This window comes from Burkholderia sp. Ac-20345 (assembly GCF_017104825.1).
GTDB lineage: Bacteria > Pseudomonadota > Gammaproteobacteria > Burkholderiales > Burkholderiaceae > Burkholderia > Burkholderia lata_B.
In genome coordinates, this window is sequence record NZ_JAAGPO010000072.1 from 12,825 (window position 1) to 35,012 (window position 22,188).

The following is a 22,188-nucleotide window of genomic DNA, read 5'->3' on the forward strand; positions in this document are numbered from 1 at the left end:
GCGGAGGCGAAACCGTGGCACTTCTGGCCGTCAAGCATCTCGATCCCGTTGTTGGCGTGGACGTTCATTCGGTGCTGGTCACGCCGGGTACGCCGCCGGTGTTCCTGCCGCACCCTCATGTCGGGTTCATGCTCGATATGCGCGAATACATCCAGGCGGCAAAGGCCGTGGTCGGTTGCATCGCGACGATGATCGTGCAGGAAAAGGTGAACGAATACATCGAACACCACCCCGAAGATGTGAAGAAGCTGGAACACCTGGCCGATGAGGCAAACCAGCAGGCCAATGACTTAATGGGTGGCGGAAAGCTGCCGGACTTCAAGGACGACCCCACTGTCGCGGAGGGGATGAGGCTCGCGAAAGAGGCCAACAAGATCAAGAGCCGCATCAGTGACGATCTTGGCTCGAACGTCGGATCGGGCGGCGGCAGCGGCAGGCCGATTTTCGTGAACGGGATGATGCGTGCCACGGCCGGGACGCATGCGTATCACGTTCCTGGGTTGCATTTTCCGCTCGGGGAATCGTTTGCGCCGCCGCCTGAGGAGGTTGAACCGTCGAACGACGGCGAATCGTTCATGGGCAGCAAGACGGTGCTCGCCAACAACGATCCGATGTCATACATGGCGCTGGAGGCGTTGAGTTGCTGGTCGATCGGGATGGAGCCGCCTCCACATAACAGCGCGCATACGGATCGCACCTACCCGTCGATGCCGAGCTCGGTGATGTTGCCGATTCCGGCGGGGCGGCCAGTGTTGGTGGGCGGGCCGCCGATCATGAACATGGCCGCGGCGGCGAAGGGGTTGTTCAAGGCGTTTCAGGGTTCGAAGTGGGCGAAGGCGCTGGCGGACAAGTTGAACCTGAAGTCGGGGTTCTTGCGATGCAACGTGCTGCATGCTGAGCCTGTCAATGCGATTACAGGCGAAGTTGTCGTGCAACAGCGAGATTTCACGATTGCCGGCCGCCTGCCACTTGTCTGGGAGCGCTACTACAGTAGCAACGATACATGGCACGGAACGCTCGGCGTGGGATGGCAAACACCCGCCGATATCCGGATGGAAGTTGTGCGGCACGCTGGCGTTGACGCAGTATTAGTTCATTTTCCCGACCACGCAACGGCATTCGACGCGATGCCAGGCGCAACCGGTTGGTCGACGCGCGTGCATGATTGGCAGAACGGATATTCTCTGTACCAACGCGACTCCACGTTGATTCTGCGTACACGTACCGGTATCGAACATGAGTTTTCATTACCACACGAACAACGCATTCCGGACGGGTTTGCATCAACGAGTAATTTAACGTTGCCAGTTGAGCGAATAATTGATCTCAACAATAATGCATGGGTGTTTGAACGCGGCCCGGACTCCCGACTCCATCGGGTAGTCGAGTGGAAGTCAGGCGAGCCAACAGGGCGCGTGATCGAATGCAAGCCCGACACCGACAACTTGGTCGAACGCCATTCGAATCTGCACACCACGTTGACACTAATTGGTACAGATGGTGGCCGCTATCCACTCGTTAGCTACGAAAACGATCTGCGTGGTGATTTGGTTACCGTATGCGATGCAATGGAGCAACCGCATTATTTTGCATACGCCGCGGGTCATCGTATGGTTCGTCATACGAATGCACGAGGAATATCCTTCCATTACAACCATCGACTGCATGATGACGGTACCTGGCGAGTTGACCGTGCTTGGGGGGATAACGGCATTCTGGATTATTGCTTCGTTCACGATATTGAGCATCGGGAAACGCGGATCATCAATTCACTCGGCCACACGACGATCCTCCAAGCGAACCAGCGCGGCAATCCGGTGGCACGGATTGATCCAGTCGGGGGGGCAACGACCTATCGATACGACGCGTGGGGTCGAACAAGCTCCGAAACCGATCCGTCCGGTCGCATAAGTACGTGGAAATACGATGCATATGGCAATCTGCTTACGCGCATGCTGCCCGATGGGCGAGTGGTTTCCTTTGAGTATGGAGCCGACCACAACCCAACATGCGTAACCGATGCATGGGGACGGCAGTGGCGATATGCATGGGATGATCGAGGCAACCTGATCGAGCAAACGACACCAGGTCTGGCAACGACAGGCTACGAATATGACCGGCACGGTCAACTTATTGCCGTTACCGCGCCGTATGGGGCGGTGACGCATTTTGACTACGATCGAGATGGCAATCTCGCAGGACTTACCGATGCATCTGGCCGTCGCACTTGGTACACACACGATGAGCGCGCCAACGTCATTCAGATTGTGGACGTGTCGGAGCAAATCACCCGTTACGAATACGATCGCAACGGCAATCTTGTACGAACGATCGAAGCTGGTGGACGTGAACGTCATTGCTACTACGATGGTGAGGGGAACCTGACACGCTATCGCGACGCGAACGGACAGATTACCCAACGGGAATATTCCGCACTGGGGCATGTCATCAAGCTGCATACCCCCGACGGCGGCATAGTTGAATACCAGTACGATACCGAGGAACAGTTAATCGGCGTCGTCAATGAGTGCGGCGAGCACTATCAGTTGAAACGCAATGCGCTGGGACGAATCGTAGAGGAAGTCGACTACTGGGGACAATCCCGCTATTACGAATACGGCATGGCGGGCGAATTGCGACGCAGCGTCGATCCACTGGGACAGGCAATCGACTACAAGACGGATGCGCTCGGGCGTATTGTACAAAAGCAAGTACCCGACTCGCGGCAGCCCAATGGGATCCGTGTTGAAAAGTTCTCGTACGATGATTTTGGCTATCTGGTAACTGCAGAGACTCCGGACAGACGAGTCGAAATGGTGTACGACGTGGCAGGTCGCCTCGTCGAGGAGAAGCAGGGCGACAACTTCGTGATTGGTTATGAGTACGACGCAGTAGGCAACCAGATTGAACGCCGAACGCAGTTGAACGCAGGGGGCAAGCTCATCGAGCATCGGGTTCGTTACGGGTACGAGGCCTTCGGTTCAGTCAGCTCGATCACAATTGACGACTCGGCCGAGATCCACATTGAACTGGATGCACTGGGGCAGACTCGCGTCGAGCATCTTGGGGATGCTCTGCGACGCGAATTGTCTTACACGTCAGCAGGATTGCTGGCCAAACAGACACTGGTGACCAATACCGGTCCCTTGTTCGTCAGCGAATATACCTACAACGCCAACGAAGAGATGACCTCGAAGCAGGACTCTCGGCTTGGTTTCGTACGCTACAAATATGATCCGACCGGCAAACTGATCGAACACGTCGATCCGGTTGGCAAGCTAAATCGCTTCCTGTACGACCCAGCCGGCAATCTGATGAAAACGCGTATCAGGCAGCGCAGCACAATCGACAAGAATTCGCAGATCGACACATGGGTACGGGAAGGCGAGCTCGATGGCTGCAACTACGTGTTCGACCGTATCGGGAACCTCGTGCGCAAGCAGGATAGCCAGCAGGACCTGCGGCTACAGTGGGACGGTGACGGGCTGTTGATCGAAACGTTGACGCTACGCCAAGAGCCAACCTCCAGCACCGATGGAGGTTACATACTCAGCATTCGCACGCGCTACGGATACGATGCATTCCACCGACGAGTGAGCAAGGTCACACGAGTCAGACAGGATGCCAACGTGCCGCCTGAATCTTCGTTCGACAGCATAGCGCTGTCCCGCACCAGCTGTTTTCTCTGGGCGGGCGACCTCCTGGTCGGAGAGTTGTCTCACGCCACCGAGAACGATGCCAATGCATCTTCAAACGCAATCGCTCCGCAACCCGCGATGAGTCGCCAAACAGCCGGCAATTCGGAGCAGGTGATTGGTTTCACCGACGCGCGCGAATGGGTCTATTATCCGGAAACCTTCCGACCATTGGCCGAGGTGCGGTGTAGATACTCAACCAATATTGAATCCACGGACAAAGAAGCTCCGGCGGTTCATTACTTTCACACGGATCCAAATGGAACTCCGACACGAATGATTGATCCGCTGGGAACAGTCATTTGGGAGGGCGAATATGGAGTTTGGGGGGCAATCCGTCGAACCGAGACTTGCGACGAATTCGATCAACCACTTCGACTACAAGGTCAATATCACGATACAGAAACGGGGTTGCATTATAACCGACATCGATATTATAGCCCAGAAGGCGGAATCTTCATTTCCCAGGACCCTATCGGGCTTCTTGGCGGGCTCAATCTTTATCGCTACCTACCGAATGCGATAAATGGAATTGATCCGCTTGGGCTCTCACCTTGGGGAAAGGGCGAGGATGAAAATACAACAGCATGGCGTGGCCCGAACAAGGTCAGAACCAGCATCGAAATATCGCGCCCCAACAGAGGGCTCATATCAGCCGAATATACACAGCAGCCAAAGGGAAAGCACGCAGAGCAAGTCGCCATCTCGGATCACCAGCATGATATTCGTGGGGCACGGGTGAATTTTACTCAAATCGAAGGGCTGTACGTTCGCTTGAAGCGCACGGACAAAAATGCACCGTGGGAACGCGATGAGGAATGGCTTCCCATTAACGTGTGTTCACTGGTATGCCGGCCGGACATATTCGGACAACTGCATCGACTTGGCGCATGCGAGGTTGAGGCCCCCCAGGTAACATCGTACGTTCGAAAAGGGAGTTTCATCGTTCCGGCGCACTTCTTAAAGGATGCTCACCACGAAATGAATGATGAAAAAGATGCTGTTTTAAACAAATGCGAACTCAAGACCGGGCGCACTGATCATGATAGATCTTGCATACCGAACCATCAGAGTGTTGTAAGTAGAAAACAAACGAAATGGTTTAAAGAAAACAAATTATGGAAACCTTGGCCCTGAAACCACATTAAACTCCGAATACAGGCCCAGTCGGAAAAGAGTGGAAAATGAAGAATTGTATCGACGACCTGCGTCGGACGCGCGTGCAATGTCATGTCCGCCACGACAATAGACGATACATTTATGCTCGCGTGAACATGTATCCCCTCGGGGGAGGGTGCGAATGCATGACCGGCATGCGCACTCCCAAGCTACAAGGTCGGCTCGTCCGATGCCGAGCTTCGCCTCGCCCGTCACGCCCCTCGCCCGCAAAGAACTCGGCGCAAACGGCTTCAAGACATGATCGGCGACAAGCGAAAACCGACGGTCAGGACGGACCGTCACCCGACTCGCGAAGTCTTTGGCGATCGAGCCTGCACAAGAAAACAATTATTCGAATTATTTAATTTTTTGAAACAGTGGCGTGAATCGGTCATGCCAACCCATGCATATTGAAATGATCATGCAAGCTTTCTTTAAACTTGCTACGATCATGCGCGCGTCGAGGGGGGCGGGTAATTCGGTTCGCGCACTGCACGACACTAGCGCGTGATCCACGCAGAGACGGCGCGAGAATCAGCGCACGAAGCTGGACCGGAACGGTAACCGAGAGGCCGGCCGGCCCAGGCAGACAATATTTGAACAACAAGGACGTCAACAACATGAGGACCACACGCCAGAAGGTCGCTGCGACGTTGGTCGCCTTCGCGCTTGCCACAGGTTCCGCGACGCCGGTCGCCTTTGCAAAGAGTTCCGGCTTCAGTTCGAGCCGCTCGTCGTCCAGCTCGAGTTCCAGCGGCTCGTCGTCCGGCTCAAGCTCCAGTCGCTACTCATCCAGCTCGAGTTCCAGCAGTTCGTCATCCAGCTCGGGTTATGGTCGCTCTTACGGTTCGTCGAGCTCGAAAAGCTCGTCGTACGACTCATCGGCTCGTTCGTCGACGAGTCCATCCAGCTCGGGTTTCGGCCGCTCATACGGCTCGTCGAGCTCGAAAGGCTCGTCTTACGACTCATCGGCTCGTTCGTCGACGAGTCCATCCAGCTCGGGTTTCGGCCGCTCATACGGTTCGTCGAGTTCGAAAGGCTCGTCCTACGACTCATCCGCTCGGTCGTCGACGAGTCCATCCAGCTCGGGTTTCGGCCGCTCATACGGTTCGTCGAGTTCGAAAGGCTCGTCCTACGACTCATCCGCTCGGTCGTCGGCAAGTTCATCCAGCTCCGGTTACGGCCGCTCATACGGCTCGTCGAGCTCGAAAAACGCTTCCGATGACTCATCGGCTCGTTCGTCGGCGAGTCCATCCGGCACGTCCTCGAAGTCGGGGTTCAGCAGCTCCGGTTCCAGGAAAGTGATCGCCGCGACCGCACTCGGCGGCGCACTGTATGCGGCTCAGTCGAGCCGCGATGCGGCTGCAACGCTGAATTCGAACCAGCCGTCGCATGGCAGCGATAGCGCCGGTAGCAGCAGCTCGCTCAGCCACGGCGCGTCCGGAGATACATCGTCATACGGGACGCAAAGCACCGCGTCGACATCCAGCGCACCCGCTCATGGCGCAGCGCCGCCGGTGGCTGGACAGCAATCCAGCAGCAATGACAGGCTCCTGCTGGGCTACTTGCTCGGACGTAGCAGCTCGCCGCGCGAAACCGTCGTGGTCCAGCAACCGATGGCGCGTTCGGTCGACTCGACCTCAGCATCAAGATATCGAAATACATCCGGCGACGATGCCACGCCGGACGCCGCATCCGACGCCCGGGCGGAAACACTCGCTCAGTCGCCGGCAACGACGGAAAAACAACCGGCAGGGGAAAGCAAGCATCCGATCATGGATGCATTCCTGTTCGGCGGAATGATCTTTATCTCCGCTTGTCTCGTCGTTGGGATGTTCCAGCGTGCGCGCCGCGCGTGGCTACTCAGAAAGGCGCGCTATGCATCCCACACCAACTATCGCCTCTGAGAACGAACATGGGAATCCTTGAACTCGCTCGCCGCATCGGTGAAAAGCGCCTCGACGATTTCGCGCGAGCGCGCACCGCTCAACCGGACCGGGTCGACACCGGACTACCGCTCGGCGCATGCATCGGCGGCATGATCAAGCTTGTGCTGGCCGACTTCGCTCTACTGGAGGGCGCGCTCCTCGTCGTGCCGCCGGACGCACAGATGCCGATCGTTGCGGTCAGCCGCCTGCATATCGACGCCGACGCGGATCTGTCGATTTTCCGGATGTACACGAACACGGGACCTGACAGGAACGGGCAGGGCGCGTTCCTGCAGGTCATGACGGGCAGGGATGATCCCCAGGATATTCGGGAAGTCGCCTACTACCAGTTCCTGTACCGCGAATATCCGGTGACGTCCGAGGAGCAGGATGCATTCCTCGGCAACGGCTACGGGCTCGGGCAGGATCGTTACGACATGGATCGCGACGAGCTTGACCAGATCGCCCATCTCGCCAGGAATCCGGCGCGCGTCGATGCGCTGCTCGGCGGCAACGATGCGATCGGGTTCGAGCGTGACGCGCCCGGTGGCGACTACATCAGGCCGTGGACTGCTCGGGAGCGTCGTCTGGACGATAGCGTCGGCGAGAAGGGCGTCGAGAAGACGCATTCGTTCATGCAGTACGTGCGGCGCCTGCCGGCCGGCCCGGCGCAGGAAAGCGGCCCGATCGAGCGCCTGTGGATCGATTTCGAGCACGTCGAGACGATGGACGGACACCCGGCGCCGGCCGTCTGGGTCGACTATTTCGCCGGCCTTGCCCTCGATCCGCTGCGAGTCAAGATTTTCTGAGGCGCTAAGCCGCCTCGATCCATCCGCAATACAAGGTTCACCAAGGAGAACACCATGTCTGGCTGGAAACTCGTTTCGTCACTGCTTGCGAAACACGTGGGAACCGTCGGCGATCGTCTGGCGCAACAGATCGCCGCATTCGATCCCGAAACGGCTACGCAAGTCGACCGCGACAACCTGCAGGCGAAACTGCATGAAGTGGCGGTAAAGCTTGCCGAGGCCAAGCAGAAAAGCAACAAGGCGCAAACCGCGGCGGCTGAACTGAAGGCAAGCATCGACGGAGACGTGAAAGCGTCGGTCGTGCTGATCGACAAGTTCGAAAAGCAGGAGATCAACGAAGCAACGCTGACGCAGTTCACCGACGATCTCGAGCGCCGCAAGCGGGATCTGCCGCAGCGTGAGGCCGAAGCCGATAGCGCTCGGCAACTCGTCGAGACGCTGCAGGAAATCCTGCGGACCGTCGAAACCCAGTTGAACGAATTCGATGCGAAAGCACGCGCCGCAATGGCGGACCTCGCGCAGGCACAGGCTGATCGCGAGCGGGCTCAATTGATGCAACAGCAGCAGGACGAACTGAACCGCTTGCGCGCGAGCACCGGCTCCGCTTCAACCGGACTTGGCGCGTTGCAGGCTGCTGCCGCCCAGGCGCGTGTCTCGGCCGACGCCGCGCAGACCGTGGCCTCCATCGGGCAAAAACCGCTCGATCAGCAGGCTGCGGTCGAAGAAGCGCGTCGCATCGCTGCGGGTGGCGCTCCCGCCGGCTCGGAATCGGTGATTGATCGCTTGCGCCGGATCTCGCAGTCGTAATCGGGTGGGCCGCGCGCCGGGGACGACGGCGCGCGGCAAACAGAGTCGAATCTGGGCGGTTAACATCAAATCAATCTTATTTGACATAACGTGAATTATCGATAGTTTGTGTTGTGGTAGCTTTTTAGAAATGTCGTGTTCTAGCCATTTAGAAATGTCGCGTTTGGACCTCGGTAAGCTTGCCGGCTCCCCGTCAAACCATGGAGCCGGCGATGCACCGAACAGCACTGGTGACATTGAACATGCGAGAACTCGACCGTCTGAAGGTAATCCAGGCTGTGGTGGACACGGGCTTGAAGCCCGGACGTGCGGCCGAACGGCTGGGCCTGACGGTACGGCAGATCGAACGGCTCGTGATTCGGTACCGGGAATCCGGAGCGGCCGGACTGACGTCGCGCAAACGTGGTCGTCCGGGGAACCGCCGATTGGACGAGGAACTGGCTCGGCGAGCGCTGACGATCATTCGCGACCGCTACGCCGATTTCGGGCCGACGCTGGCTTGCGAGAAGCTCTGGGAATGCCACGGTATCCGGCTGGCCAAGGAGACGGTCAGGAAGCTGATGACGGACGCTGGCTTGTGGGTTCCGCGCCGACAGCGTCCGCCGAAGGTCTACCAGCCGCGAGCACGACGAGCATGCCTGGGCGAGCTGATCCAGATCGACGGCAGCGATCATCGGTGGTTCGAGGAACGGGCGCCGGCCTGCACGCTGCTGGTGTATGTGGATGACGCGACGAGCCACCTGATGATGCTGTACTTCACGCAGACCGAATCGATCTTCAGCTACTTCGAGGCAACGCGGGCGTACATCGAACGCCATGGCAAGCCGGGAGCGTTCTACAGCGACAAGGCCAGCGTGTTTCGCAACGTGAAGCCGGGCAAGACTGGCAATCGCGTGACGCCGTTTGGTCGGGCGATGTACGAGCTGAACATCGACACGTTCTGTGCGAACAGCAGCTCGACCAAGGGGCGAGTCGAACGAGCACACCTGACGCTGCAGGATCGATTGGTCAAGGAGATGCGATTGCGCGGGATCAATACGGTAGCCGACGCCAACGCTTATGCGCCCTCCTTCATCGCCATGTATAACGCTCGGTTCGCGAAGCCGCCGTGATGCGCATCGACCGTTGCGAGACGACGAGAATCTGGACAAGCTGGCGGAGGTTGATCAAGGCGCGATCATCGAACACAAACGCCTAAGCCACGTGCTGCAGGTTGCGCAGGCGCTTCAGGCGCAGCGCGATAACCAACGCGCTTCCGGTTCGCCGTCACGCACGAATCAGGGCCTCGAAGTTCGGAAGCCTGAACGTTTCGGCGTTGCGCCAAAACTTCCTACCGGCATATGGCTGTGTCTTGAGAGTTATGACGTCCGGGCGGCTCTGCCTTCATGCTGATTGGAGTCTTGACGCAGTGTGTTACCGGTTGCCCCTGCGATTGGAAGCCATGCGTAACAGCGCTGCATTGGCAGCACGCAGATCGTGTGCCCGGGGGGCGTGAACAGATGACCGAGGTTCGTGCGATCGAGCGTAGTTGCAGCTCAAGTCCCTCGCCATCGCATTATGCGGGTTCACTGCAATATCAAGTTCGCGCCGCCACGAACCATACTCATATCCTCGGGCAGCATCGATACCGGAGGAATGCCATGCCGACCTACCAATACCGTTGCGAGAAGTGCGGCAAAACGTTCGAGAGCGTCGAGCATCTCGCCGAACATGCATCGGCTCATCCGCCCTGCCCTCATTGCGGAAGCGAACAGGTTCAACACGTACCGACGCCATTTGTCGCGAAGACGTCAAGAAAGAGCTGATCCAGCCTGTCGACTCTATTTTCCCGTTCGCCAGGTGCTAACGCCGAAATCGCTTACGAGGCAGCGCGTCTGGTTCAACGAAGATTTTGAGGGGCACGCATCGGCTATGCCAGCGTGGCTTACCAAAAATCTGGATTGTCAGTGACAGCCCCGTCGTGATACAAGGTAGCCGCTGTCTGGCACAGGCCAGTCGCATCATTTACAACCGATTTCCTTGGAGCGTTCAGAGTATGGCAACAGGTACCGTCAAGTGGTTTAACGATACGAAGGGGTTCGGATTCATCTCGCCGGATGACGGCGGCGAAGACCTGTTTGCGCACTTCTCCGAGGTTCAGGGAAGTGGCTTCAAATCGCTTCAGGAGGGCCAGAAGGTCAGCTTCGAGGTCAAGCAAGGCCCCAAGGGGAAGCAGGCCGCCAGCATCAAGCCGCTGTAAGCTCTCCCCGCAGCGAACACGCCCGGTCAGGACAACGATCAGGCCGACGCGTGATCGCCGCAAGTCTGGAGCCGGGCGTCGGATACCACGCCCGGCTTGCCTCAGCGCTCTAGAAAGGGCCTGAGCTTGTCTGCACGGCTGGGATGCATCAGCTTGCGCATCGCCTTGCTCTCAATCTGACGGATCCGCTCGCGGGTCACGTCGAACTGCCTGCCGACCTCTTCAAGCGTGTGATCGGAGTTTGTGTCGAGCCCGAATCGCATCCGCAGAACCTTGGCCTCGCGCGGCGACAACCCGTTGAGTGCCTCGTCGATCGCCGCGCGCATGTTCGCGTGAATCGCCGCCTCAGCCGGCGAACTCGCGGAAACATCCTCGATCATGTCGCCGAGCGTTGCATCGGCGTCGTCACCCACCGGCGTTTCGAGCGAGACAGGTTGCTTGGCGATCTTGAGGATACTGAGCACTTTCTCCTCGGACATCTCCATGCGCTTTGCGAGCACTGCGGGATGCGCTTCCTGCCCAGTCTGTTGCAAGATTTCGCGCGATATCCGGTTCAGCTTGTTGATCGTCTCGATCATGTGGACCGGCACGCGAATGGTTCGCGCCTGATCGGCGAGCGCACGCGTGACAGCCTGCCGGACCCACCAAGTCGCGTAGGTCGAGAACTTCCAGCCGCGCCGGTATTCGAACTTGTCCACGGCCTTCATCAGGCCGATATTGCCCTCCTGGATCAAATCCAGGAACTGCATGCCGCGATTCACGTATTTCTTGGCGATCGAAATGACAAGACGAAGGTTCGCCTCGATCATCTCGCGCTTCGCCTGCCGCATTTTCAGTTCCGCGGCACTCATCTGGCGGTTGATCTGCTTGAGCTGCTGGAGCGGCAACGAGACCCGGGACTCGATGTCGACGAGCTTCTGCTGCGCCGCCTGAATCGCCGGCTGATGTCGCTCGAGCGCCGCGCCAAACTGCTGCGAGGTAGCCGCCGTGCGGTTCGTCCATTCGAGGTCGGTCTCGTGGCCCGGGAACGACTCGACAAACGCGTCGCGTGGCATGCCGCAACGGTCGACAGCAATCGCCAGGATGCTGCGCTCGATCGCGCGAACCTCAGTCACTTGCCCATGCACAATGGCGCACAGGCGGTCGATGGTCTTGGCCGTAAAGCGGATCGGCGCGAGTTCATGCTGGATCGCCGTGCGCACTTGCGCGGCGGCTGCGGAACGGGCATCGCCAGTAACAGGCACATCCGGCAACTGCTCGAACAGTGCACGCACGCGCGCGAAAATCACAAGACTGTCGTTCGTGAGTTCTTCGAGGCGTGCCGCGTTCACCTTCTCCGAATCCCCGGCGTCCGTTTCGACGTCGTCTTCGTCCGAATCATCGTCGGCGGCGAGTGCTTCCGCATCCTCTTCCTGGGAGTCCGGCGTCATTTCGCTTTCGTCGGCGTCGACACTGATGCCATCGACCAGTTCGTCGATGCGCAGTTCGCCGGCAACGATGCGGTCGACATCGGCAAGAATCGTGGACACGATCGACGGACACGCGGCAATCGCTTGAATCATGTCCTGCAGACCATCTTCGATCCGTTTCGCGACCTCGATTTCACCGGCGCGGGTCAGCAGTTCGCTGGCCCCCATCTCACGCATGTACATCCGAACCGGATCCGTGGTGCGGCCGAATTCGGAATCGACGGTCGATAACGCAGCTTCCGCCTCCTCGTCCGCCTGATCGTCGGATGCCACGGCCGGCGCAGCGTCGGTCAACAGGAGCGCTTCGGCGTCCGGCGCTTGTTCGTACACGGCCACGCCCATGTCGCTGAACGTACTGACGATCGTGTCCATCGCCGCCGTTTGGGCAAAGTTGTCGGGCAGGTGATCGTTGATGTCCGCGTGGGTCAGATAGCCGCGCTCGCGACCGAGCGCGATCAACGCGCGCATCTGGTGCTGGCGCTCCTCATTCTGGCGTGCCAGTGACGCGGTGTCCGTCGGTGTCAGGGCCTGGGCCTTTCCCTTCGACACGCGGCGGCCGGCTTTTGCCGTGACTGTGATTTCAGGGGATGTGGAATCGTTACGATCAGGAATTGCCAATACATGCTCCTCGACAGATGAGCCGACGATCGTCGCGAGCATGACGCCAGAATGGGTTGCCTGCCGGGATGCGAACGGAATCGTGTACGCACAGATAGTCGAGGGCGGGACGCCTCGCGCGAAATCCGTGTGCGCAGCTTATGGGGGGCGTGAATGATACCGGAATGTGTTGTGCGGCGCAACACCGGGGTCTTGGATTTCCATACACTTTGCGCGCGCTAGCTGCGCCAAGGGTGTCAGCAGTCGGCCCCATAACACGCGCTGTTCCTCACCGCCCTCCTTTCCGCTTTTTCCGGTGTCGCTCGCGCGGACAGCACGCTCGTTCGCATCCGTCAACGTCACAAGATCCCGAACATCAATATTTCCCGCCTAACACGATCGCAGCGGCCGCGGTCGGCTAAAATCCCGGCGCTTGCAAAGCGCAGGCGAATGCGGGTCCGATGACGGCAGCATCGCGCTATCCAGCGCGGCACTGCCGTCGATCGTGGCTGAAACACGAGCAGACTCCGCATCTACACAACGCGAGTCCAAGGTAGCGGTATGGCAAAGGTGCTGTTGCTCGACGACGAGGTCGAGTTGCGCGAGGAAATCGCCGCATTCCTGGAACGACGCGGCTGGGCGGTCGATCAGGCCGGCACGGTCGCGGAATTCCAGGAACGGGCGTCGGATCTCGCATTCGCGATCATCGACGTGATGCTGCCGGACGGTAGCGGCTTCGATGCGGCCACATGGCTCAGGGCTCGCCATCGCGACTGCGGCATCGTCATGCTGACTGCCCGCGGGGACACGCAGGACAAGATCGACGGCCTGATTGGCGGCGCCGATCACTATCTCGTCAAGCCGGTGAAACTGCTCGAACTCGACGCCATTCTCCAGGCACTCGGCCGCCGGGTGGCAAACGACTGGCGGCTCGACTGCCAAGCGCGCGTGCTGACCGCGCCGGCCGGTGGCCGGCTCGATCTGTCGGCAAGCGAGATCGCCCTGCTCGCCCTCCTCGCACGGCATCCATCCAAGGCAGTCAGCCGACGACAGATCGCGGAGGATTTCGGTTTCAACTGGGTCGACTACGACGAGCGCAGGCTGGAGACGATGGTCAGCCGTCTGCGGCAGCGCTGGCGAAGCGAGGCGGGTTCGGAACTACCGTTGAAGACCGTCCATCGCACCGGTTACACGTTCGCCGCGCCGCTGATGCTCGCCTGACCGGCAACGGCCGCCCTGTCCGCGTTCACGTTCGTGGGCAAAAAGACCGTAGCCCGGCAGCCGTGCCCTGCCTCACTGACCAGGTTCAACGTACCGCCCTGCATCTCGACCATCCGGCGCGCCAGCGGGAGACCGAGGCCCGTACCCGGCTTGCGCCCCACGTTGCGGCCGCGATAGAAACGGTCGAACACGTACGGCAGGTCCGCCGGCGGAATGCCGGTGCCGTCGTCCTCTACTTCCAGCGCCACGCCGCCCGGCACACGCCGGCCGCGCAGCACGATCCGGGTGCCGGCGGGCGTGTATTTGACGGCGTTGTCGGCGAGCGTGCGCAGCACGAGGCGCGTCAGGCTCGCGTCACACGCGAAGGTGTCCGGCAGGTCTTTCGCGTCGATCTCGAGGCGGTGGCCATCGGACAGCGCACTGGCAGCGGTGGCCGCATCGTCGAGCAGCGCCGCCAGCCGGGTGTCGCCGATGCGGGTTCCGCGTCGCAGCAGCTCGAACCCGTCCTCGTGAAGCGAGTCGTTGATCAGCACCGTCAAACGCTGCGTCGCGCGCAGGATCTTCTGGTAGCGCGACGAGGTCAGCGGATCGGCGCGGGAGTCGTCGAGGTCGAGGTTTTGAGCGGTGGCGTCGATGACTGCCAGCGGCGTCCGCAGCTCGTGCGACACGGTTGCCAGAAGCTGGCGCTGCTCGTCCTGTGCACGCTTTTCCATCGCCAGCGACGCTTCCACTTGTTCCATCGCCTCCCGAAGCGCCTGGGTGCGCAACGCGACCTTTGCTTCCAGATCGCGCTCGGCCTGGCGCGCGACATGCAATGCGTCGGCCTGTGCCGCTTCCATCGCATTGCGCATCGCGTTGTAGCGCGAGCTGATCGCCGAATTCATGATCAGCATGAACGCGAGCATCCCCAGATATCCGGCGTTGTCGGCGAACAGGCCCGGCGCAATCCAGCCGACGTTGCGTGCGACACGTAGCGCACTGCCGCCGAGCAACAGCAGCAGCACGAGCACGACCACGCGTGCATGCCGGTGTCCGCGGGCAGTCAGCCAGAGCGCAACGCCCATCGTGACGAGGATGACCGCCATCTGCCAGAACAAGTAGAGCGGGCGCACCCACCAGACATTGACCACCAGCATCAGGGGCGCGGCAGCCAGCGCGACGACGATCGTCAGTGCGGAAAAAGCGACCGTCGGACGCCGCCAGCGCCCGTTGAACAGGCCGAGGTAATGCGCGGTGAACAGCGTGCCGGCGGGCGTGCCGAGCAGCCAGCTCAGCAGGTAGACAGCATTGCTCGCGGCCGGAAAGTCCGGCAGCAGGTATTGATAGATGTAGCCTTCGGCGCCGAGCGCGGTGAGCAGGTTCACGATGACGCTCAGCCCGTAGAGCCCGAACGACGCATCGCGCGTCACCCGGAAAAGCCACAGGCTCGAGACAATCAGCACGAGATGCGCGGCGTCCAGCAGGCCGAACAGCAAGGATTCCTTGCTCGTTGCGGAGATGAACGCGTCGGGCGACCACAGCGCCATCGAGAAACTCATGGTGCTGGTGCTGCGGATTCGGAGATAGAGCGTGACCGGTTGGCCCGCCGGAAGATCCAGGCGAAAGACGGGGTTGCGGTACGCGATGTCGCGCTGCTCCACCGGCTTGCGATCACCCGCGACGTGGCGCTGGTACCCGCCGCCCGGCTGCGGCACGTACAGCATGACGTCGTTCAGCAGCGACGACCGCAATTCCAGCAGCCACATCGGCGGTGCGCTCGCCGGACGCGTCACGGTCAGGCGCAGCCACGCCGCGCCGTTGACATAGCCGAGCGCAGGCTCCGACGTCTGGCCGATGAACGCGCGCGCGATCTCGGGCTCCGACATGCGCTCGACCGTGAGCGTGTTGCCCGGATCGCGCAACAGATCCCAGCCGTTCCGGATGCCAACCTGTCCTCCGTCCGGCAGCGTAATGGGCGTTGCCGCCGAGGCCCCCGAGGCCCAGGCAATCAAGATGAGGAAGGCGAGCCGGAACATCATGGGATTCGTGCTGGTGTCTGCGATCGGGCGACACTATAACCGAACGCGCGACGCCCTCCGGCGTCCCGGTGCCGCCCGCGCGCCGGATGTCAGAACTTGTCAGTTATCGCCGGGCACGCTCATTTAAGATGCACGCCAATCAGGGAGGCGCGGGCGCGGTTCGCCGACAGTGAATGCCCGAAGCCCTTGACCAGCGGCACCACCCTTGCCTGCGCCCCGCACGACGACGGCGCATCGACGCCGAAAACAACGATACGGCCGGGCTGGCGGCGGCATTCTGACGAGCATACATAAAAAATCAGGCACGAGGCGCTCGTTGGACAGCAATGCCGTCGCCGTCGACGGAGGTCGGCGGGGTTTGACGGGTTTGGGTGGTGTCGCGCGTGAAGATGGCGGGCAGTGGTTCGTCCTTCTCCAGCCTCGCCTGGCCCAATGGGGCCGGGCGGGGCCGGAAGCGCCGCGATGCACGACTTGCGTTGCGCTTCGTCGCCGCGCTTCGGCGAACTCGGCTCTCGCACGAACTGACCGCCGAAGATTCTTCAGCGAAGGCCTGCGGCACCTCAACTCGACAATCAGATCAAACAACGACGCGTGCCAACCGACTGCGAATGATCTCCGTCGCCTCGCTCACGATGCGATCGACGAGTTCCTTCACGGTCGGGATATCCCTGATCAACCCGACGACCAGGCCGCACGACCATGCGCCCGCGTCGAGCGCACCTTCCTTCATGATGCGCGGATACACGCCGGCGACCTCTTCGACGATATCGTCGAACCGGATACTGGCGCCGAGCCTGCTTTCCTTTTCGAGGATGCGATCGACCGCGGCATTGCGCAGCACCCGCTCGGTATTGCGCAACGGGCGCATGACCAGGCGCGTGTCCAGTTCGGTGGCCGCGACCAGTGCCTGCTTCACGTTCTCGTGCACCGGTGCCTCGCGGGTGGCGATAAATCGCGTCCCCATGTTGATGCCCTCCGCGCCCAGCGAAAGTGCCGCAACCAGCGACCGGCCATCGGCCATGCCGCCGGAAGCCACGAACGGAATCTTGAGCTCGTCGGCCGCGCGTGGCAGGAGAATGAAGTTCGGAATGTCGTCCTCGCCGGGATGACCACCGCATTCGAATCCATCGACGCTGACCGCATCGCAGCCAATCGACTCGGCCTTCAGCGCGTGACGAACCGACGTGCACTTGTGGATCACCTTGACATGCGCCTCCTTGAGCGCTGCCAGATAGGGCTGTGGGTTGTTGCCGGCCGTTTCGACGATCTTGACCCCGCCTTCGACGATGGCCCGGATATAGCCGGGATAGTCGGGCGAAGTGACCGTCGGCAGGAACGTGAGGTTCACGCCGAACGGCTTGTCGGTCATCTCGCGGCAACGCCGGATTTCGGCAGCGAGATCGGCCGGCGTCCGCTGCGTCAGGCCGGTGATGATGCCGAGGCCACCGGCGTTGGAGACGGCTGCCGCCAGCTCCGCATACCCGACGTGGTGCATGCCGCCCTGAATGATCGGATATTCGATGCCGAAGAGTTCTGTGATCCTGGTTTTCATGATGTTTTCGGTTCAGGTTGAGACGAAAGCGCCTGCGCATGCAGGAAACGCGGTGCGACCACGACGTGCGTCACTGCACGGCTGAATCGCCGGTGCGAAGCCGACGGCAATCCACGCAGCCAGGCAACGGAGGCGCCGGAGATACCCGCGCGCCGGCCGCATTTGCCTTCGCGCGGCCCGGGCATCACACGACACCGCCGCCCCTGCGCAGCCGACCACGTTGACGATCCGGCCACCGCCCGGCGCTGGCGCCAAGTAGACACCGACAGTTTCCTCGCAGTTCGAATTGCCGTACATTGGCTAAACTGACACATTGAATGCGATATCCGACACACGATGCCCCGCGCCGCCATCCTTGCGTATGACGATTGCTACGCCTCCAGCCTGGGCGGGTTCGCCGACATCCTTCAGATCGCGAACGCGCACTTGCGGCGACAAGGAGGCAATGGAAATACGCAGTTCGAATGGCGGTTCGTTTCTCCGACGGGGGAGCCCGTCATGGCCAGCAATGGGCTGCAACTGAACACGGAGCCGATCCGGCCGCGCGAGACGTTCGACCTGGTGTTCATTCCCAGTGCGCACTACGCGAGCGGCAAGGCCTTCGACCAGTTGCTGGCACGACAATCTGCCGCATGCGGCTGGCTGGTTTCGCAATGGAACGCGGGGGCCTACCTTGCAGCCAACTGCACCGGCACGTTCGTGCTGGCCAAAACCGGCCTTCTGGACGGACGGCCCGCGACGACCACGTGGTGGCTGGCTGACCAGTTTCGCAGCCGGTTTCCCCGTGTCGACCTTCAGCTGGAACCCGTCGTCACCGAGGCCGACCGCCTGATCTGCGCCGGCGCGTCAGCGTCCTACCTGCTGCAGACCATCCATGTCATCGAACGCTTCTCCGGGGCGGTCATCGCCGCGCAGTGCGCCAAAGCCATGCTGATCGACGTCAGCCAGACGAAGCAATTGCCGTATCTTCCGTTGCTGACCGACAAGGCGCACGCGGATTCGCTGGTTCACCGCGCGCAGCATTGGCTGCAGAAGCACATGACGAAGGACGTGAAGATGTCGGAGATGGCGCATGACCTCGGCGTGAGCGAGCGCACGATCATCCGTCGATTCCAGGCAGCGCTGAACCAGCCGCCATTGCGATATTTGCAGAGCCTGCGCATCGAAGCCGCGCGCGGTTTGCTGGAGGCCGGCGATCTCAGCCTCGAGCGGATTACGGCCCAGGTGGGATACAGCGATACGAGCTCATTCTGCCGGCTGTTCAAGGACAAGGTCGGCCTCAGCCCCGGTGCATACCGGGATCGCTTTCGGCCCACGGGGGAATCGCAACAATGACCGGTTGATTGCGGACGGCTGCCCACCCGCCAAGCCCCCGCCTCCCCGTCACCACCCTCGCCCCGGCCACACAATTCGTCTGTAGAATCAGCGTGTTCGCCGCTCACGACACCGTAAAAGACATGATCCTCGGCCGCCGCCCCGGCGACGCCCTGCGATCTTTCATCGACTCGGTCCGGGCGTCGTACCCGCCATTTCCAAGTCAGGCGCGGCGGCAAATTCTGTTCAAGACCGGGCCCTCGAGGCCCGACAGGATCGAGCGACACCCACACAATCAGTCGGAGGGCATCATGGCGATTCACGAAGTCTTTCCCTATTTGCGAGCCAAGCACGCGGACGAAGCCATCGCGTTCTATACGAAGGCGTTCGGCGGGCAGGAAAAATTCCGCCTCGTCGAACCGTCGGGGCGCATCGGCCACGCGGAATTGCAGCTCGGGCCGTGCACGCTGATGATCTCGGACGAGTTCCCCGAATACGATCTCCTTGCCCTCGACCCGGATGGCAAGGCACCGATGCTGCTTCACCTGCTCGTCGACAACGCCGATACGACGATCGCCGCAGCGATTGCGGCCGGCGCGCGGCTGACGCACCCGATCCAGGACCAGTTCTACGGCGAGCGTTCCGGTCAGATTCGCGACCCGTTCGGATACGATTGGATGATCGGGCACACGATCGAAGCGGTCGCCCCCGATGAAATGCAGCGGCGTTATACGGCGCTGCTGGCCAGCGACCAGCAGCCAACCTGAACGGTACGCCGCGGGCCGGTCGATCACCCCGACATTCGCGATGCACTATCACCCCGACGATCTCCACCGGCTCTACCGGAGCGTACCGACGCTGCTGCTGAACCGCCCGGCACCGGCCGAACGGTTTCTCGCCGCCGCCGTCGAGACCGGCGCGGAACTCGGGCACGTGCTGCGCGACTACCCGCAGGTCCGCTACCAGCCGCTCGACTTCCACTACCTGTGCCAGCAAAGCCTGTCCGTGCTGGACGACGCGCTGCTGGCCGACCTCACGCGCGACATGCCCCTTGGATGGCGCGGCGCGCAGTGGGCCGCGCTGTTGATCGCGTTATCGGGCGACGCGCGCCATCTGTTGAATCTCGACGAAGTCAGGCGCCACCGCGGTGTCGAGTGGACGGCCGGGCTTGCCGACGCCGCCGTCCGCCCGGAAGCCTCGTCCGTCGGTTTTCGCTGCTGCCGGCTGATCGTCGACCTTCGGCATCAGCTCGCATCGCTGCCGCGTGTCGTCGTGCGCCTGCGGAAGTCCCCGCCGCCGGAAATCGTCGCGGCCACGGCAACGGCCGTCCGGGCTGCGTATCGCCGCGGCGATGTCGCGACGGCGCTGGCGTTCGCGCGCGACTAGACGCGTGGCGACCGTCCGGCCGCGTGCTTCACCGCTCACTCGACGTTGTCCGACACATCCGTCATGCGGATCATGTGCGGCCTCACGCCGTCGTCCATCGCCACCGCCTCCTTCGGATGGATCAGCGCCTCGAGCCGCGCCTTCGTCGCGATGAACTCGGGCGTATTGACCTGCGAATAGTCCCGCGGACGTGGCACGGGCACCTCGATCAGTTCCTGCACCCCGCCCGGATTCGCCTTCAGCACGAGAATCCGGTCGGCCAGGAAGATCGCCTCGTCGAGATCGTGCGTGATGAACAGGATCGTCACGTCGATGTTGCGCCAGATGTCGAGCAGATGCGTCTGCATCCGCGCCCGCGTCTGCGCGTCGAGCGCGCCGAACGGCTCGTCCATCAGCAGGATGCGCGGACGGTTCGCGAGCGCGCGGGCGATCGCCACGCGCTGCTTCATCCCGCCCGACAGCTGGTGCGGATACACATCCGCGAAACGCGTCAGCCCGACGAGATCGAGCCACTGCAGCGCTTCGCGCTCGGCTTCGCCGCTGCTGCTGCCGTTCATCCGGAGGCCGAACATCACGTTCTTCTTCACGGTGAGCCACGGAAACAGCGTATAGCCCTGGAACACCATCCCGCGATCGACGGCAAGCCCCTGCACGGGCTTGCCGTCGAGCAGCACCTCGCCGCTCGTCTGCGCGTCGAGCCCCGCTAGGATGCGGATCAGCGTCGACTTGCCGCAGCCGGACGGGCCGATCACGCACACGAATTCGCGCCGGTACGTACGGAAACTGATGTCGTCGAGTGCAATGCACTCGCCTTGTGGTGTCGCGAAACGCTTGCCGACGTGACGCACGTCGAGTATCACGTCGCGGGTTTTCAAGCGCGCGAAGCGCTCGCGCACCGCGTCGGACTGCATCAGGTAATCGGGAACGGCTTGCGGGTTCTGCATGATGGCCTCTGCGGAAATCGGTCGATGGGTGGGCGTCAACGGGCGTCACGCTTTCAGCGTGCGATCCCACGGAAACAGCCTGCGGCCGAGCAGCCCGAGCACGATGTCGGTGCCGAGGCCGATGATCCCGATCATCAGGATCGCCGCATACACGTTGTCGAAATGCTGGTAGCGCGCCTGCTGGCTGATGTACCACGTGATGCCGGAGCTGGTGCCGACGAGTTCGGCGACGATCAGGTAGGTCCACGCCCAGCCGAGCAGGATTCTCTGGTCGCGATACAGGTCGGGCAGCACGCCGGGGATCACGACGTGCGTGAGCAACTTCAGCTTCTTCGTGCCGAGTGTCATCGCGGCCTCGAACAGCCCGTATTCGAGCTTGCGCGTCGTGTTCGCGATGATCAGTACCTGCTGGAAGAGCGTCCCGATCACGATGATCGCGACCTTCGGCGCATCGTAGATGCCGAGGATCGCGACCATCAGCGCGCCGAATGCGGGCGCGGGCAGGTAGCGGAAGAACTCCAGGAACGGCTCCTGCAGCCGCGCGAGCGCACTGAAGGTGCCGCAGACGATGCCGAGCGGCACGCCGATCGCGGACGAGATCACGAAGCCCCAGAAAATGATCCGGATGCTGTGCCACAGACTCTCGTGCAGCCAGACGCCATCGCGGGATGCCGGCGGTGTCGTGAACGCCGTGTAGAACGCGCGCAGCACCTGGTGCGGCGCGGGCAGGTAGACCGGGTTCACACGCACGCCTTCGGGCACGGCCGCGTGCGTCGCACGCGCATGCGCGAGTTCGTCGTCGAACACGTCGCGGTCGATCTGCATGCCCGGCTGGAAGTAGTCGACGCTTCCCGGATTCGTGATGCGCATTTGCGAATGCCAGATGAACGGCACATAGCTGATCAGGCACCAGACTGCGAACGGCAGCAGGAAGGACGCCACGCCGAGCGTCCATTTGCCGCGTGTCGACAGTTCGCGGCGCACGGCAAGCCATCCGGTCGTGTTGCGGGTCATTGGCATGAAAATCTCCGTATCGTTTCAGGTGCCGGTC

Annotated in this window: 17 protein-coding genes and 1 pseudogene; 11 read left to right on the top strand and 7 right to left on the bottom strand. The window is 61.4% G+C overall.

Annotation, left to right across the window (positions count from 1 at the left end; translation table 11 throughout):
* Window positions 1–14: 14 nt before the first annotated feature.
* Window positions 15–4,832 (top strand): RHS repeat-associated core domain-containing protein, encoded by a 4,818-nt coding sequence (locus tag G3O06_RS24590; protein WP_346779552.1) that lies wholly within the window; start codon window positions 15–17, stop codon window positions 4,830–4,832.
* Window positions 4,833–5,570: 738 nt separating this feature from the next.
* On the opposite strand, the gene G3O06_RS24595 is transcribed toward G3O06_RS24590, so the two are convergent.
* Window positions 5,571–5,783, bottom strand: coding sequence for a hypothetical protein (locus G3O06_RS24595; RefSeq protein ID WP_205817786.1), 213 nt, complete (start codon window positions 5,781–5,783; stop codon window positions 5,571–5,573).
* 371 nt (window positions 5,784–6,154) lie between these two features.
* Between G3O06_RS24595 and G3O06_RS24600 the strand changes: the two genes are divergently transcribed.
* From G3O06_RS24600 to G3O06_RS24615, 4 genes and pseudogenes are all read left to right on the top strand, one after another.
* Window positions 6,155–6,760, top strand: a complete 606-nt coding sequence (locus G3O06_RS24600) for a hypothetical protein (RefSeq protein ID WP_174969994.1) — start codon at window positions 6,155–6,157, stop codon at window positions 6,758–6,760.
* Between the two features lie 8 nt (window positions 6,761–6,768).
* Window positions 6,769–7,590, top strand: coding sequence for a DUF2491 family protein (locus G3O06_RS24605; protein ID WP_205817787.1), 822 nt, complete (start codon window positions 6,769–6,771; stop codon window positions 7,588–7,590).
* A gap of 96 nt (window positions 7,591–7,686) precedes the next feature.
* Window positions 7,687–8,397: a hypothetical protein gene (locus G3O06_RS24610; RefSeq protein WP_346779553.1), complete on the top strand. Its 711-nt coding sequence runs from the start codon at window positions 7,687–7,689 to the stop codon at window positions 8,395–8,397.
* Between the two features lie 212 nt (window positions 8,398–8,609).
* Window positions 8,610–9,789: pseudogene (locus G3O06_RS24615) on the top strand (ISNCY family transposase).
* A 173-nt stretch (window positions 9,790–9,962) separates the two neighbouring features.
* Here the strand turns inward: G3O06_RS24615 and G3O06_RS24620 are convergent.
* The gene (locus G3O06_RS24620; RefSeq protein WP_174982283.1) at window positions 9,963–10,109 is read right to left on the bottom strand and encodes a hypothetical protein; all 147 of its coding nucleotides are present in this window, start codon (window positions 10,107–10,109) and stop codon (window positions 9,963–9,965) included.
* On the opposite strand from G3O06_RS24620, the gene G3O06_RS24625 reads away from it, so the two are divergent.
* Both G3O06_RS24625 and G3O06_RS24630 read left to right on the top strand, forming a co-directional pair.
* The gene (locus tag G3O06_RS24625) at window positions 10,038–10,202 is read left to right on the top strand and encodes a zinc ribbon domain-containing protein (protein WP_174914084.1); all 165 of its coding nucleotides are present in this window, start codon (window positions 10,038–10,040) and stop codon (window positions 10,200–10,202) included. The genes G3O06_RS24620 and G3O06_RS24625 overlap by 72 nt on opposite strands.
* A 230-nt stretch (window positions 10,203–10,432) precedes the next feature.
* On the top strand, window positions 10,433–10,636 hold the full coding sequence (locus tag G3O06_RS24630; RefSeq protein ID WP_174914086.1) for a cold-shock protein: 204 nt from the start codon (window positions 10,433–10,435) through the stop codon (window positions 10,634–10,636).
* A gap of 101 nt (window positions 10,637–10,737) precedes the next feature.
* Here the strand turns inward: G3O06_RS24630 and rpoD are convergent, their stop codons facing one another.
* Entirely contained in the window at window positions 10,738–12,765 is a 2,028-nt protein-coding gene (rpoD, locus tag G3O06_RS24635; protein WP_241020224.1) for an RNA polymerase sigma factor RpoD, read from the bottom strand.
* A gap of 498 nt (window positions 12,766–13,263) precedes the next feature.
* Between rpoD and G3O06_RS24640 the strand changes: the two genes are divergently transcribed.
* Window positions 13,264–13,923, top strand: coding sequence for a response regulator transcription factor (locus G3O06_RS24640; RefSeq protein WP_174914088.1), 660 nt, complete (start codon window positions 13,264–13,266; stop codon window positions 13,921–13,923).
* On the opposite strand, the gene G3O06_RS24645 is transcribed toward G3O06_RS24640, so the two are convergent.
* Together G3O06_RS24645 and G3O06_RS24650 are read right to left on the bottom strand one after the other, a co-directional pair.
* Entirely contained in the window at window positions 13,890–15,941 is a 2,052-nt protein-coding gene (locus tag G3O06_RS24645) for a sensor histidine kinase (RefSeq protein WP_241020225.1), read from the bottom strand. The two genes, G3O06_RS24640 and G3O06_RS24645, sit on opposite strands and share 34 nt — an antisense overlap.
* Before the next feature lie 577 nt (window positions 15,942–16,518).
* Entirely contained in the window at window positions 16,519–17,493 is a 975-nt protein-coding gene (locus G3O06_RS24650; protein ID WP_175000295.1) for a nitronate monooxygenase family protein, read from the bottom strand.
* Between the two features lie 336 nt (window positions 17,494–17,829).
* Here G3O06_RS24650 and G3O06_RS24655 point away from each other — a divergent pair, with 336 nt between their 5' ends.
* The 3 genes from G3O06_RS24655 (at window position 17,830) to G3O06_RS24665 (ending at window position 20,193) form a co-directional block, all read left to right on the top strand.
* The gene (locus tag G3O06_RS24655) at window positions 17,830–18,828 is read left to right on the top strand and encodes a helix-turn-helix domain-containing protein (RefSeq protein WP_205817789.1); all 999 of its coding nucleotides are present in this window, start codon (window positions 17,830–17,832) and stop codon (window positions 18,826–18,828) included.
* Between the two features lie 290 nt (window positions 18,829–19,118).
* Window positions 19,119–19,574 (top strand): VOC family protein, encoded by a 456-nt coding sequence (locus tag G3O06_RS24660; RefSeq protein WP_174970132.1) that lies wholly within the window; start codon window positions 19,119–19,121, stop codon window positions 19,572–19,574.
* Between the two features lie 40 nt (window positions 19,575–19,614).
* On the top strand, window positions 19,615–20,193 hold the full coding sequence (locus G3O06_RS24665; RefSeq protein ID WP_205817790.1) for a hypothetical protein: 579 nt from the start codon (window positions 19,615–19,617) through the stop codon (window positions 20,191–20,193).
* Between the two features lie 35 nt (window positions 20,194–20,228).
* On the opposite strand, the gene G3O06_RS24670 is transcribed toward G3O06_RS24665, so the two are convergent.
* Together G3O06_RS24670 and G3O06_RS24675 are read right to left on the bottom strand one after the other, a co-directional pair.
* A complete protein-coding gene (locus G3O06_RS24670) occupies window positions 20,229–21,137 on the bottom strand; it encodes an ABC transporter ATP-binding protein (RefSeq protein ID WP_205817791.1) in 909 nt (302 codons plus the stop codon).
* Between the two features lie 45 nt (window positions 21,138–21,182).
* On the bottom strand, window positions 21,183–22,157 hold the full coding sequence (locus G3O06_RS24675) for an ABC transporter permease (protein WP_205817792.1): 975 nt from the start codon (window positions 22,155–22,157) through the stop codon (window positions 21,183–21,185).
* Window positions 22,158–22,188 lie beyond the last annotated feature (31 nt).

Bases quoted from the DNA above. Each gene is read 5' to 3' on its own strand.
- G3O06_RS24595 (WP_205817786.1), bottom strand. From the start codon at position 5,783: ATGAGCGGCCGAAACCCGAGCTGGATGGACTCGTCGACGAACGAGCCG.
- G3O06_RS24605 (WP_205817787.1), top strand. From the start codon at position 6,769: ATGGGAATCCTTGAACTCGCTCGCCGCATCGGTGAAAAGCGCCTCGAC.
- G3O06_RS24625 (WP_174914084.1), top strand. From the start codon at position 10,038: ATGCCGACCTACCAATACCGTTGCGAGAAGTGCGGCAAAACGTTCGAG.
- G3O06_RS24620 (WP_174982283.1), bottom strand. From the start codon at position 10,109: ATGTTCGGCGAGATGCTCGACGCTCTCGAACGTTTTGCCGCACTTCTC.
- G3O06_RS24630 (WP_174914086.1), top strand. From the start codon at position 10,433: ATGGCAACAGGTACCGTCAAGTGGTTTAACGATACGAAGGGGTTCGGA.
- rpoD (WP_241020224.1), bottom strand. From the start codon at position 12,765: ATGCTCGCGACGATCGTCGGCTCATCTGTCGAGGAGCATGTATTGGCA.
- G3O06_RS24640 (WP_174914088.1), top strand. From the start codon at position 13,264: ATGGCAAAGGTGCTGTTGCTCGACGACGAGGTCGAGTTGCGCGAGGAA.
- G3O06_RS24645 (WP_241020225.1), bottom strand. From the start codon at position 15,941: ATGATGTTCCGGCTCGCCTTCCTCATCTTGATTGCCTGGGCCTCGGGG.
- G3O06_RS24650 (WP_175000295.1), bottom strand. From the start codon at position 17,493: ATGAAAACCAGGATCACAGAACTCTTCGGCATCGAATATCCGATCATT.
- G3O06_RS24655 (WP_205817789.1), top strand. From the start codon at position 17,830: ATGCCCCGCGCCGCCATCCTTGCGTATGACGATTGCTACGCCTCCAGC.
- G3O06_RS24660 (WP_174970132.1), top strand. From the start codon at position 19,119: ATGGCGATTCACGAAGTCTTTCCCTATTTGCGAGCCAAGCACGCGGAC.
- G3O06_RS24665 (WP_205817790.1), top strand. From the start codon at position 19,615: ATGCACTATCACCCCGACGATCTCCACCGGCTCTACCGGAGCGTACCG.
- G3O06_RS24670 (WP_205817791.1), bottom strand. From the start codon at position 21,137: ATGCAGAACCCGCAAGCCGTTCCCGATTACCTGATGCAGTCCGACGCG.
- G3O06_RS24675 (WP_205817792.1), bottom strand. From the start codon at position 22,157: ATGCCAATGACCCGCAACACGACCGGATGGCTTGCCGTGCGCCGCGAA.